13 protein-coding genes are annotated in these 13,174 nt (G+C 59.1%); 11 read left to right on the top strand and 2 right to left on the bottom strand.

Features of this window, described 5'->3' with window-relative positions; genetic code table 11:
• The first annotated feature begins 531 nt into the window (after nucleotides 1-531).
• Both QZ638_RS09075 and QZ638_RS09080 read left to right on the top strand, forming a co-directional pair.
• Entirely contained in the window at nucleotides 532-918 is a 387-nt protein-coding gene (locus tag QZ638_RS09075) for a YbaN family protein (protein ID WP_295809139.1), read from the top strand.
• 95 nt (nucleotides 919-1,013) lie between these two features.
• Nucleotides 1,014-1,559 (top strand): hypothetical protein, encoded by a 546-nt coding sequence (locus QZ638_RS09080; RefSeq protein WP_295809142.1) that lies wholly within the window; start codon nucleotides 1,014-1,016, stop codon nucleotides 1,557-1,559.
• 244 nt (nucleotides 1,560-1,803) lie between these two features.
• On the opposite strand, the gene QZ638_RS09085 is transcribed toward QZ638_RS09080, so the two are convergent.
• A complete protein-coding gene (locus QZ638_RS09085; protein WP_295809144.1) occupies nucleotides 1,804-2,247 on the bottom strand; it encodes an SRPBCC family protein in 444 nt (147 codons plus the stop codon).
• A gap of 207 nt (nucleotides 2,248-2,454) precedes the next feature.
• On the bottom strand, nucleotides 2,455-3,183 hold the full coding sequence (locus QZ638_RS09090) for an aldolase/citrate lyase family protein (RefSeq protein WP_295809145.1): 729 nt from the start codon (nucleotides 3,181-3,183) through the stop codon (nucleotides 2,455-2,457).
• Nucleotides 3,184-3,405: 222 nt separating this feature from the next.
• Between QZ638_RS09090 and QZ638_RS09095 the strand changes: the two genes are divergently transcribed.
• The 9 genes from QZ638_RS09095 to QZ638_RS09135 are packed head-to-tail and all read left to right on the top strand — an operon-like array spanning nucleotide 3,406 to nucleotide 13,169.
• Nucleotides 3,406-4,956 carry an ABC transporter substrate-binding protein gene (locus QZ638_RS09095; RefSeq protein WP_295809148.1) on the top strand — a complete coding sequence of 517 codons (1,551 nt, stop codon included), beginning with the start codon at nucleotides 3,406-3,408 and terminating at the stop codon, nucleotides 4,954-4,956.
• Between the two features lie 30 nt (nucleotides 4,957-4,986).
• A complete protein-coding gene (locus tag QZ638_RS09100) occupies nucleotides 4,987-5,931 on the top strand; it encodes an ABC transporter permease (RefSeq protein WP_295809150.1) in 945 nt (314 codons plus the stop codon).
• Nucleotides 5,928-6,743 (top strand): ABC transporter permease, encoded by an 816-nt coding sequence (locus QZ638_RS09105; protein ID WP_295809151.1) that lies wholly within the window; start codon nucleotides 5,928-5,930, stop codon nucleotides 6,741-6,743. Before QZ638_RS09100 ends, QZ638_RS09105 begins: the two co-directional genes overlap by 4 nt.
• Nucleotides 6,743-8,413 (top strand): ABC transporter ATP-binding protein, encoded by a 1,671-nt coding sequence (locus tag QZ638_RS09110; RefSeq protein WP_295809153.1) that lies wholly within the window; start codon nucleotides 6,743-6,745, stop codon nucleotides 8,411-8,413. The genes QZ638_RS09105 and QZ638_RS09110 overlap by 1 nt, the downstream gene beginning before the upstream one ends.
• Nucleotides 8,410-9,954 (top strand): serine hydrolase, encoded by a 1,545-nt coding sequence (locus QZ638_RS09115; RefSeq protein WP_295809156.1) that lies wholly within the window; start codon nucleotides 8,410-8,412, stop codon nucleotides 9,952-9,954. The genes QZ638_RS09110 and QZ638_RS09115 overlap by 4 nt, the downstream gene beginning before the upstream one ends.
• 11 nt (nucleotides 9,955-9,965) lie before the next feature.
• Nucleotides 9,966-10,757, top strand: coding sequence for a creatininase family protein (locus QZ638_RS09120; RefSeq protein ID WP_295809158.1), 792 nt, complete (start codon nucleotides 9,966-9,968; stop codon nucleotides 10,755-10,757).
• Nucleotides 10,754-11,431, top strand: a complete 678-nt coding sequence (locus QZ638_RS09125) for an RraA family protein (protein ID WP_295809160.1) — start codon at nucleotides 10,754-10,756, stop codon at nucleotides 11,429-11,431. Before QZ638_RS09120 ends, QZ638_RS09125 begins: the two co-directional genes overlap by 4 nt.
• Before the next feature lie 5 nt (nucleotides 11,432-11,436).
• On the top strand, nucleotides 11,437-12,336 hold the full coding sequence (locus tag QZ638_RS09130; RefSeq protein ID WP_295809163.1) for an N-formylglutamate amidohydrolase: 900 nt from the start codon (nucleotides 11,437-11,439) through the stop codon (nucleotides 12,334-12,336).
• Entirely contained in the window at nucleotides 12,336-13,169 is an 834-nt protein-coding gene (locus tag QZ638_RS09135; RefSeq protein ID WP_295809165.1) for an alpha/beta hydrolase, read from the top strand. The genes QZ638_RS09130 and QZ638_RS09135 overlap by 1 nt, the downstream gene beginning before the upstream one ends.
• The last annotated feature ends 5 nt before the right edge of the window (nucleotides 13,170-13,174 follow it).

A 13,174-nucleotide genomic window follows, 5' to 3' on the forward strand; every position in this document is an offset into this window, starting at 1 on the left:
AGGCAGAAACGATGGGTCACCGTAATTGCTCTGGTGGAAGGATGCGAACGGCAAGCTGATCAATAAAAGAACTGTCAGCATTGCCAAAAGAAAGCGCGTACGACCGTTGGGCCAAGGGGTTCCGTTGCTCAAAGCGACCTCTCGAATCGAACTGGGCATTGACCTAAGGTTTGCGGCACCCACCTCGAAATTTTCAAAAAAATCAGAACCAGAACTCGCACATTTATAAGTCACATCAACCAAGTTTTCATTATTACGTCAAGCGAGCGAGGGTGGGGCGGGGCTTCATGGAAGCGCTGATAAGCTGGACTCGAGCCAGCCGGGCGATCACTATAACGGTTTTTGAAGAATTGGATGAAGGCACCGAGACGCGTGAAAGCGGCCCAGAGCTTTTCGGCGCGTCCGCGCTCTTGTCGAGAGCGTGTTTCAATGAGTACCATTTATACAGTCATGAAATCCGCTCTCGTTTCGGATACATCAAAACGGCGACGGGAAATTCTCACAAACCGGTCGGTCGATGGAGGTCGGTCGTTGAAGATCGCGCCCGCATTCGAAAATGCAAAGCGCATATTGCTGCTCGTCATGGGCCTGTTGATGCTGCTTTTGGCCCTGGTCGGTGCATTCCTGCCTATCATGCCAACGACGATTTTCCTTATTCTGGCTGCGTGGTTCTTTGCGCGCTCTTCGCCGGCGCTCGAACGAAAATTGCTCGAACATCCCAAATTCGGTCCCGTTCTCCGCAATTGGCGCGACCGTGGCGTTATGCCGCGACGTGCCAAGCTCCTCGCGGCAGGCGGTATTGCGACGGGTTACGTGCTGTTCATTCTGATTTATGCGCCGGGCCTGACGCTCGCGGTTGCGATTGCCGCAGCGATGGGCGCTATAGCCGTCTGGATCGCGTTGCGTCCCGAAGATTGAAAACCCACGGCCTCATAGCCCCCGGGGGAACCCGGCGCAGGAGGCGCCCGGCATCTGGCACCAACTCGCCCCACCCTTCATGGCTCGGGTGTTCGATGAGCCAGAACGGCTTGCCTGAACGCCCGGGCGGGGCGCATGCAGGAATGTTCCTTTGGATACTTTTCAATCGGGCGAGCGCATGGGCCTATACAGAGTTGGCGACGACAAACTTCCGGTGGACGATGATAGGGGTATCGAAGATCTCCATAGAAAATCTCCCCGTAGCGTTGCTGGATGAGGCCGAGATGCCCAGGCATCGAGGAACCCGATTGACCGCCGCTTACCAGAGGGACGGAAGCGAAGAGGGCGCGGCATTTGATGTATCAACGCATTGCGAAGTCGGTTGGCATGCGAACCTCGAAGCCGGATCGATAAAGGAAGTATCGGGTATGCGGCCGAATCAGGTGACCGTTTCGATGCCGGATCTGGACGCTAGAATCCTCGCATTGGCGGAAAACGGTTTCTCGTTCGAGAGCGGGCCCAAGGGCAAGAATTGGCGTTGGCGTGAAGCGGAATTGTTCGACCCTGACGGCAACCGGGTCATCCTTTATTTCGCCGGGGTGAATCGTGTGAATCCCCCTTGGCGTATCACACCCCCATGATGTGCCTTGTGGGGCCGTTTCAAGATGGGGTGTCAGATCTTTGCCGAAGCGCAGCTTGTCGAAAAAATCCGCATGCGTCAGTCAGGAAGCAAGTCCGTGCGAATGGGACCGTATTGTCTCTCATTATCCGCCATATGGGTGACGATGCTGCACTCGCGCCACCGTGGTCAGACGGTGGCGCGAATGGCGTTGGAGACGGACATTCTGTCAAAAGTTGTGCGACGTCGCTACCACGCGCCGGCGTCTATTCGTTGATTTCGGGTTCGACCAGCTTCGCCAGCTTTCGCAGGCTCTCTTGCCAGCCGAGATAACAGGCTTCGAGCGGAATGATGTCGGGAACGCCTTCCTGCTCGATGGATATTTCCGTCCCGACGGGCACGGTCTTCAAGATCACGGTAATCTTCATCTCGCCGGGCAAATTGGGATCGTCGAACCTGTCGGTGTAAACAAGCCGCTCGTCTGGAACGAGTTCGCGGTATTCGCCGCCAAACGAATGGCTGTTGCCGGTCGTGAAGTTGCGGAACGACATTCTGTGCTTTCCGCCGACCTTGGGTTCCAGTTCATGCACGGTGCAGAGAAAGCCATAAGGTGGCAGCCAACTGGCGATCGCATCCGGTTCGAGAAACGCTCGATAGACCTTTTTGGGGTTGGCGGGGATGACGCGGTGCAGGCGGACAGTGTTTGGCATGTCGATGCTCCATTTACTGCTTTGTAATGGCCCGGTGTCGGGCTCTGAAACGAACAGTATTTCCGGTTGTCGTTTTTGCTGTTCCGTCTTGAAGACGTTTGCCCGGATGGCATTCCGACATCGTGTCAAAAATTACTGGAAACCGCTTTCGACCGGTCCGCCTGCGGATGTGGCTGTCGACCGACAGGGGCTGCGAGGGTCTATGCGTTACCTATCGTCCGGCAGATCGGACAAGACTTTTGCCAGCCCCGCCTGCAACAACTGATGTTCTGCCGCCACGATCCGCACACTGGCACCGTGATCGAGCGCGAAACGCTGCTCTTCCGGACGCCAAGCGGGCATCCACCAGGGTTTGCCGGCGGCCCGGGCCGCCGCTGCGAGATGTGAAATGTCCGCGCGATCGGTTCCCGAGAAGGCATAAGTCGAGCGTCCACGCGTCAGCGCCAGGTCAAAGGGGCCGACAAAGATACCGTCGACGAGCGGACTGGCCAGCAGTTCTGAAACGTCATCGAAGGCTTCCGCGGTTTCGATCATGGGCAGACACAGGACCTCCCGGTTTTGACGGGCAAAATAATCCGCGTCGGGGGCCCGGAACGAAACCGAACGGCCGGCGGCATAGCTGCGGGTACCCAACGGCGGATACTTGCAGGCGGCGAGGGCGGCCTTTGCATCGGCGAGTGTGCTTACATGGGGGAGGATAACCGCATTCACACCGAGATCCAGCGCACGTTGAACCCAGACCGGTTCCGGAGCTTCGATCTTGACACAAACTGCAAGGCCGAGCGCCCGCGCGGCGACAACCAGCGCCTCGCGTCGATCCGGGGCGTAGCCATTGTGCTCGATGTCCAGCACAACCCGCCTGAAGCCCGCGTCTGCGGCGATCTCCAGAAGGTCGAGGTTTGGTGTGCTCATCCAGAAAGCGTAGGAATCCATCATCGGGCAGTCTCTTGGTGGGGATAGCGGTATGGCGGTTTTTCTCAGGCGGGAATTCGGTTCAGGGTGGAGAGGCTTGCCTGGGGGACATATGGGGCATTTCGGGATCAGGCCTTTTGCAAAGTGCTGAAATCACGCGGAAAAATTTTTGTTTGACGTATGGTGTGATTTCCATATTGTATTATGATAATAGAAAATACAATACCCATCCAACGGGAGGTCGTCATGTCGTCGAAGAAGAGATTTTTGCTATCCACGCTGCCGGTGCTTGGAATGCTGTGCGGGATTCCGGCCGCAGCCGAGACCCTGAACGTTCAGATCACGGCAGACATTCGCAGTTCCCGCCCCGGTGTGAATCGCGACGCACTTTCCGATTCGGTCGCTTTGAACGTGGGCGAGGGACTGGTCGCCTTTGGCGAGCGCGGACAGATCGTCCCCATGCTGGCTGAAGACTGGACCGTCTCGGATGACGGGCGGGTCTACACCTTCACCTTGCGCGAAGACAGGCTGTTTCACAATGGCGCGCCGCTGACGGCCGAGATCGTGAAGCAGAGCTGGGAGGCTCTGATGGCTGCGCCCGATTTCACCTGCAACATTTACTTCAACGGGAACCGGGGTTCGGCTGTCGAGCGTATCGAGGCACCGGACGCGCGTACGGTGATTTTCACGCTCGCTGAGCCGGATGCGATGTTCTTGAAGAACTCGGCCCAGTCGCTATGCGGCGGCATGGCGATCATGCATGCCGATAGTTTCGACGGCGACGGAAATTGGAAGGGTCCGGTCGGGACCGGCCCCTTCGTGTTCGACGAATGGAAGCGGGGGCAAAGCATTCATCTCACAAAATTCGCGGAGTATGTGCCCGTCGGCGAAGGTATCGACGGATATGGAGGGCGCAAGGAGGTTCTTGTCGACGACGTTAATCTCATCGTCACACCGGATCGCGCGACGGCCGTTGCAGCGCTGCGCAGTGGCGACCTGGACATCGTACCCTATCTCTCCACCTCCGAGGCTGGGGAACTTACCGAAAATCCGAACTTTCAGGTTCATGCCGCGCCTCATGGCGGAATGATCACCCTGCTGATGCAGACCGCCGATCCGGTGCTTTCGTCGACGGAGATGCGTCATGCAATCGCCAAATCGCTGAACATCCCTGAGCTCGTCGACGTTGCGACCAATGGTCTGGGTGAGGCCAATGCTTCACTTGTGCCGATCGGTTCCGTTTATCATGGCGAGGTTCAGGAGCGCGCCATCGACTATGCTCCCGAAGAGGTGTCAGCGCTGTTGAAGGCAGCAGGCTACAGCGGACAGGAACTGGTCATACAGACCAATCGCCGCAATCCCATCAACGAGAATGTGGCCGTGATCGCTCAGTCCATGCTGCAGGCTCAGGGGATCCGCGCGCGAATTGAGGTTTTGGAGTGGGCCACGCAACTGGATAGGTTCCGGAACGGTAATTTCCAGCTCTCCGCCTTCAATTATTCCAACCGATCCGATCCGGCGCTTGCCTATAGTGCGGTTGTCGCTTCCAAGGAGGACCGCGGCAGCGCCATCTGGGACGATCCCGAAGCCATCGAACTGGTGGAAAAGACTTTTCAGACACCCGATGGCGAAGAGCGGCAGGCGCTCTTTGACGCGTTGCACGAGCTCTATCTCGAGCAAATGCCTTTCGTGATGCTGGCCAACAATCTCGATGTCTCGGTTTCGGCAAGCTATGTGCAGAATTACCGAACCTGGAACGGCTTTACGCGCCTTTGGGGCGTCAGTCTCGACCGGTAAGCCGTGAGCAGGGAGTCCCGGAACTGAACCATGATGAGATTTGTTCTGTCGCGTCTGATTACCGCGATCCCGACATTGTTTCTTGTGTCGCTTGCGGTCTTCACGCTGATCCGCCTGATACCGGGCGATCCGGTGAGCCTTATGCTCGGCGACAATGTCGACGAGCAGGCCTATGCGGCCATGAGCCAACAATTGGGTCTCGATCGGCCGATTGCGATGCAGTTCCTGATCTGGCTCAAAGCGCTCTTCTCTGGCGATCTGGGGCATTCGATCACCACGGGCGAGGCGGTTCTGCCACTGGTATTGCACCGGTTTGGGATTTCCGCACAGCTCGTGCTGGTGGCGGTTGCCATCAGTACGGTGATCGCGGTTCCGCTCGGAATGGTGGCCGCCTGGAGACAGAATTCCAGCTTCGATCTCTCCGTGGTGGTCGGCGCCACGATGCTCATGTCCATTCCGACCTTCTGGATGGGCTTGATGCTGCTCTTGTATTTCGGCCTCAATCTCAGTTGGTTGCCGGTCATCGGCTACGTCTCGCCGGCTGAGGATTTCTGGGCCGGGCTGATATATCTGATTATGCCCGTCGCGGCATTGGTTCTGCACGAGACCGGCATTCTCGTGCGCATGGTACGATCATCGACGCTGGATGTGTTGCGGCTGGACTATGTCACCCATGCACGCGCCAAAGGGCTGACCGAGGGCGAGGTCCTGCGTCACCACGTTCTTCGAAATGCCTTCGGTCCCACCTGGACGCTGCTCGGCCTCATCCTCGGTAATCTTCTGGGGGGTGTGGCAGTGGTCGAAACGGTGTTCACCATTCCAGGCCTCGGACGGCTGATCGTCGAATCGATCTACGGGCGGGACTATCCGCTGCTGCAGGGCTGTCTTCTCTTCGTCGCCATCACCTATGTGGTCGTCAATCTTATCGTCGACCTTTGTTACCCGATCTTCGACCCAAGGGTGAAATCCGTATGAGCCTGGGAAAAACCAACAAATATCTCGGTGGCTTTCTGATCGCTTTCTTTCTGACAGCCGCATTCCTGGGGTGGGTCTGGACACCGTTCGATCCGCTTGCGGTCGATTTGCGCAGCAAGCTTCAGGCCCCCGGTGCGGTTCACCCGCTGGGCACCGACGAATATGGACGCGATGTGCTTTCGCGCTTGCTGGCCGCGGCACGCACGAGCGTCACGATCTCTATTCTGACCGTGAGCTTCGCCGTTTTCTTCGGCATTATTCTCGGTTCGGTCTCAGGTTATGCGCGCGGTTGGGTGGACCGGGTGGTCATGCTGTTTACCGACACGCTTCTGGCGTTCCCGTCCATCCTGCTGGCACTGGCGCTGCTCTCGATTCTGGGCGCCAATATGTACGGCGTGGTTCTGGCGCTGGGCTTTGCCTATATGCCAACCGTGACACGTGTCGTGCGCGGGGCGGTCATGTCTCTGCGCGAGCAGGAGTTCATCGAAGCGTCGAGGCTGATGGGGCATCCGGTGCTTTATACTCTGCGTTGCCATATCGTGCCCAATTGCCTGGCTCCGGTGATCGTCATCGCCACCTCGATGTTCGGCTCGGTTCTGCTGACGGAAAGCGCGCTGAGTTTCCTCGGGCTGGGCGTGCCGCCACCAGCGCCGACCTGGGGCAACATGCTTGCGAGCGCACGTCCCTATATGGGGCAGGCAGCATGGCTCGGCATCTTTCCAGGGCTCTGCATCTCGATGACGCTGCTGGGAATCAACCTTCTCGGCGACTACATCCGCGACCGTTTCGATCCGCGCATGAGGGGGCTGTGATGCACGATCATTCCGCATTATTGCGCGTCAAAGATCTCGAACTCGGCATTGCGGGAAAGCCCGATTCGCAAATCGTACGCAACGCCAGTTTCGAAATCCGTCCCGGCGAGATTGTCGGTCTGGTAGGGGAATCCGGGTCGGGAAAAACGATGCTTGGACGTTCGATCATCGGTTTGCAGCCGGGCGCGATCGTGCGCCAGTCCGGCGCGGTATACTTCCGTGGGCAGGAACTCTCGGAAATGACAGGAAAAGAACTGCGTAAGCTGCGCGGTGCCGACATCGGCATGGTCTTTCAGGAGCCGATGACCTCCCTCAATCCGTCCATGACAATCGGGAGACAGCTCGCAGAGCCGCTGCGGGTTCACACGAAACTGTCCGTGTCCGAAAGGCGCACCAAAATCATCGACATCATGAACCGTGTCGGCATTCCTTCGCCCGAGGCGCGGCTCAACGATTATCCACATGAGTTCTCGGGCGGGATGCGCCAGAGGATCATGCTGGCCGCCGCGATGCTCCTGAAGCCCGCATTGCTGATTGCCGACGAACCGACGACGGCGCTGGATGCACTGGTTCAGCGCGAGGTTCTGGAATTGATGGTGGAACTCACGCGCGACAACGGGACGGCGATGATCCTCATCAGTCACGACTTGCCGATGGTCGCACGCTATTGCGAGCGCGTCATGGTCATGCGCCAGGGCGAGATCGTCGAGACCGGACCGACGGATCGGATCCTCGCAAATCCAATGCATGAGTATACCCGCAACCTGCTGGCCGCGATGCCGGAGCGCGGGCCCGTGCGCAGCTTTGCGGACGAGTCCAAGCCTGTCGTCGAGGTGCGCGATTTGAAGGTCGACTATGTCTCGCGCGCCGGGCTATTCGCTCGCGCTGCGCACAAGCAAGCGCTCTCGGGTGTCAACCTGTCCGTTCGACGTGGAGAGGTGGTTGCCGTCGTTGGCGCTTCCGGTTCCGGCAAGACCACTTTGGGGCGGGCCATCGCGCAGTTGATCCCATCGAGCGGCGGTGAAATCCGCTTTCGCGACATGCCAGTCGAAAAAGGCGCAGAAAACTGGATGGACTATCGGCTGAATTGCCAGATGATCTTTCAGGATCCATTCGGTTCGCTCGATCCGCGCTTCACCATTCGGCGAATTCTTTCGGAGGCCCTGTATCACGAGCGCGACCTGAGCGACGACGCGCGCGAAGAGCGCGTTCGCCGTGCCGTGCGCGAGGTCGGACTGGAAGACGCGCATCTCGATCGCCTCCCGCACGAGATGTCCGGCGGTCAGCGGCAGCGTGTCGCGATTGCGCGCGCCATCATCAGCGAGCCGGATTTCGTGATCGCCGACGAGGCGGTTTCCGCACTCGACGTAACCGTGCGAGCGCAAGTGCTGCGGCTGCTCGCGGACTTGCAGCACCGGCATGGTTTTTCCTGTCTTTTCATCAGCCACGACCTCGGTGTGGTTGAGCAGCTCGCCGACCGCGTCGTCGTGATGCGCGATGGGATGATCGTCGAACAGGGATTGCGCGACCGGGTTTTCGATGCGCCGCAGAGCGATTACACGCGTGCGCTGCTTTCCGCGATCCCCACGCTTGAACGCACCGAAACGGGTGTCGAACTGAGCTGGCGTTTCGACGCGCAGGAGGCTGGAACGCACGGGGTGATGCAATGAGCGCGCCGGACGGTTTGATCCGCCGTCGGCCGGAAGATCATGGCACCAACCCCGAGGTTATCCTCTCGCTTCTCGACCGTATCGAGGCCGAGGAGCTGGAGATGCACAGTCTTCTTGTCTGGCACGACGGTGCCTTGATAACGGAAGCCTATTGGGAACCGTACGGGCCGGACCGGCTCCACATGATGCATTCGATCACCAAAAGCGTGACCGCGATGGCTGTCGGATTGGCTCATGACGATGGCCTCTTGAAACTCGACGATCCCGTTATCGATTACTTTCCCGAACATCGACCTGGGGCGCCGGAAGGGATCGAGGCAATGCATGTGCGCCACTTGCTCACCATGACCAGTGGTCATGGACGGGGCATTTCCGGCGGATATTGGCGCAAGTTGAAAACAAGCTGGGCGGAAGACTTCCTGCGCCAGCCTCTGGTCCACAAGCCAGGCGACGTCTTCGTTTATGACAGCGCTTGCAGCTACATGCTCTCGGCCATCGTGCAGCGTGTCGCGAATAAGACCGTTCACGATTATCTGAGCGAACGGGTGTTCGCCCATATCGGCGTTTCGCCGGATACGCGCTGGGATGTCAGTCCGGAGGGTGTCAACAGCGGCGGCAACGGACTGTGGTGCCGAACGTCGGACCTCATTCGCATCGGTGTGCTGCATCTACAGGATGGTCTCTGGGATGGCGACCAGATCCTTTCAACCGGCTGGGTGCGCGCAGCTCGAGGCATGCAGCTTCGCGACATTTCGCTCGGCGTTCTGACAGGCGAGCACTATCTCGGCCCCGAAGAAGGTCTGGACGGCACGGTCGCCGAGAGGCGCGAAGGTTATGGTTATCAATGGTGGCGCGGCCCGAATGACAGCTTTTCCGCCAACGGTCTTTTCGGACAAAGCTGTATCGTCTTCGAGCGAGAAAGGGCAGTCGTCGCGTTTACGGCGGGAATGGATGACAACGATCGCCGATTGCAGAAACTGATTCACAACGATCTGCGCCCTGCTCTTGGTCAGTGGGCGGGAGGTGAACTGCCCCGGCGTCTCGATGCGCTCGAAGTGATGCCTGCACCCAACGCAAACTGGAATCGTGCTCCCGACGGTTGGGAGGGCAGCTATCAGGCCGAAAGCAACGATCAGGGTATTGTCTCATTGTCCCTGTGTCGCGATGGAAACGATATCCTTTTCGAGGTTACGGATGCGCGCGGCGCACACGTGATCCTTGCCGGTTGCGGTCGCCGGGTTGAAAGCGTGACGACCATGAGCGGCGCACGTCTGCATCATTCCTACGAAGCGGACGATGGATTTCGCGTGTCCGCCTGGGCGGCCTGGGAACCGGTCGGCAGGGATGGATGGCATTGCCTCTGCTTCGACTGGGTTTTCGTCGAGACGGCATTTCGCGACACGGTTCGCTGCTACCTGAAGGACGGGCAGCTCCGGTTTTTCCGGAAGGTCAACGTAAATTCTTCAATCCGCGAGTTGCCGCAGATCTCCGCAAACAAGCAGGCAAGCACGGCCTCCATAGCCCGGGAGCGCGTGCTTTGAGGAAAACACGAATGGCGGATATGACGCAGGCCGAGTTCGCCGAACGAATGGACGAACGGCCCGTGGTTCTGTTTCCACTGGGTTCTCAGGAAGTCCAGGGCCCGCAGAGCCAAATGGGCGATTTCCGCCTGACCGAACGCATCTCTGAACTGGCAGCAGAAAGAAGCGGTGCACTGGTCGCACCGGCCTTGCCGTTCGGATATGCCGATTTTTTCCGCGACTTCGCTGGTGGAATCCAACTCAGACCGGAAACCTTCGTGGCGGTATTGACGGATATGCTGACGAGTCTTCTGGACCACGGGCTGAACCGTCTTCTGATCGTCAACGGACACACGACCAATGCACCGCTAATCGCCCAGGTGGCGCGCAGGATACGTCGTTCGGAGCGGGTTTTGATCCCCTCGGTCGATCTCTGGCAGGCCTTGCCGGATGCTTTGCTCGAGGAGATTTTCGAGGAACGGAATGTGCGCGGTCATGGCGGCGAGCCGCTCACATCGATAGGTCTGCATCTGTTTCCGGAGAATTTCCGGGCAGATCTGCACCGTCGGAAAAGTGATCGTGTCATTCGTCTTGGCATGCGTGTTCGCAGCGTGTCGGGTGCCGATTTCGAAGGCATGCGCGTCAATTTTCCGGTCGACGCCGGCGAGGTTGACCGGAACGGTTTGCTAGGCGGTTCGGCATTGCACGCTTCCGCGACCCGAGGGAACGCCATGACCGAATATCTGGTTGCGAAAATCGCGAAACTGGCGACGCATCTGAAAGCCGCCGATCCATGTCTGCCCGAAGGGGAAAGCCCGGCATGAGCCGCTATCGCATCGATCCGTTGCCAGACCCCGCTAAACCTGAACTTATCGCGGCGCTGGAGAAAATCGAAACCGCTACGCTTGGCCATGTGCGGCTGACGGGTTTCGTGGATCGCCGCGTCCAGGCACTGAAGCCGGCACAGCCGACACGTGCCGGTAGCGCCGTCACACTGGCGTTGCCCGCAATGTGCTCGACGCTGATGCATTACGCGGTAAGTCGCATCCGACCGGGCGATTTTCTGATTATCGACCGCCTGGGCGACGATCGACATGCCTGCCTTGGGGGTGCCGTGGCGCGCGCCGCGCGCTTGGCCGGGGCTGCAGGTGTCGTGGTGGACGGTCCGGTAACCGATGCGGAGGAGATACTGGGAGAGGGGCTTGCCGTCTGGTGCCACGGCGTGTCTTCGCTCACCACACGCAGGCTGGAACTCGGCGGCATGTTCAACCGCCCCATTGCATGTGGCGGCGTGCCGGTTCACGCCGGCGACATCGTCGTCGCCGACGCATCCGGAGTGGTGGTTCTGCCTGCCGATGAAGCGGCAGCCGAAGCTCAAGCCGGTATCGCCCGCGAGGGACGTGTCGCCCGCACAATGGACCGGCTCTCCAAGGGAGAGAAGCTCGGAAACATTACAGGTGTCGTGCAGCGGATCGAAGAATTGACGGCAAAGGACTGACAGAAATGACCACTCTTTCAGAGCGCAATGCGTTTCTTGCGCCGATGCCGGCGGACGTTTGCGATGTGTTGAGCGTCACGCCGCCTCGAGCGCCTTTAATACCATTGGTTTTCGACAGCCCACACAGCGGCACCGACATTCCCGCAGATTTCCATCCTGCGGTGGACGCGGATATGGTCCGTGTCTCCGCCGACACCCATGTGGACGATTTGTTTTCCGCAGCTCCGGATCATGGCGCACCTCTGCTCCGGGCGCATTTTCCACGCAGCTTTCTGGACGCAAACCGGTCCCTGTCCGATATGGATCGTGAAATGCTTGCCGGCGAATGGCCGCATTACACCCGTGAAAGTCCGACCGCCAAACGAGGCATGGGATTGATCTGGAGGAATGCATGGGGCGAAACGCCGATGTATTCGGCGCCGATGCATATAGAGGAGGCGGAAGCACGGATACGCAAATATTGGGTGCCATATCATGCGGCCCTGCGTCAGCTTCTCGACGGCGCATTCGCGCAATTCCGCTGCGTCTGGCATATCAACTGTCACTCCATGACCGATGCCGGCCATGCGATGTCATCGGATGGCGCCGGCGCGCGCCGCGCCGATATCTGTATCGGCGATATGTATGGAAAGTCGGCGGACACCGAGTTCACCGCGTTTCTTCGAGAGACCCTGGAGGGCGAGGGATTTTCGGTGGCTATGAACAAGCCGTTCCGCGGTGCTGAACTTACGGAAGCCTATGCAAATCCGTCGATCGGTCGCCATTCTGTTCAGTTCGAAATCAATCGACGCCTCTACATGAACGAGAGCACGCGCGCGCGCAGTGCCGACTACCCCGCTTTCAAGGCCGCAATGAAGCGGTTGGTCGCGCAGGTGGCCGATTATACGAAAGAGAAGCTGATCTGATGCCCAAGCTGAACTTCTATCGCCTCGAGCAAAGCGCCATGTTTGCAGCGCAATCGGACCCCCGCTTTCACTACTGCACCTACATGCCGAAGAGCTATGAGCCCGAAGGCGAAAAGCGTTATCCGCTGGCCGTTCTGGTTCATCACAGTTTGCGCAACGCAGCCGGCCTGCGCGACGAGTTTGTTGATTTCGCCGAAGAGAACCAATGCGCACTGTTAGCCCCTCTCTTTCCGTGCGGCATAGGAGGGCCGGACGACTTCAACAATTACAAGCATCTGCGTCATGGGGGAGTCGCTTATGACGACGTGCTCCTGAACATGATCGAGGAGGTCGCGTCGGTCTTCCGTATCGAAACGGGTCGCTTCCTGATGCACGGATTTTCAGGCGGCGGACAGTTTTCGATGCGCTTTTATCTGCGTCACCCGGATCGGCTTCGCGGCGTCTCCATCGCGGCACCGGGCACAGTCACTCTTCCGGGCGATCCGCGTAGCTGGTGGGTCGGCACGGGCGATATGAAAGAGGCGCTCGGCGCACCGGTTGACGTCGAGGCCATGCGCCGGGTTCCGGTGCAACTGGTGATCGGAGCCGAAGATACCGGCAGTCAGGGGGTCGTGGTCAGTCCGGGGTCCAGTTTCTGGCGCGACGATGCGAACGACACAGGCGACAACCGCGTGGCCCGGCTGGATGCTTTCCAGCGCGCACTCGAGGGCATGGGTATCACCGCGGAGCGGGAGGAGGTGCCGGATGTGGCGCATGTGGGGGTGGATATCCAAGAGCCGGTGAAGGCGTTCTTCTCTCGGCTTCTGAATGCACAAGAGCGGAATGTCCGCTAGGAGAA

Source organism: uncultured Nitratireductor sp., from assembly GCF_913053745.1.
GTDB lineage: Bacteria > Pseudomonadota > Alphaproteobacteria > Rhizobiales > Rhizobiaceae > Nitratireductor.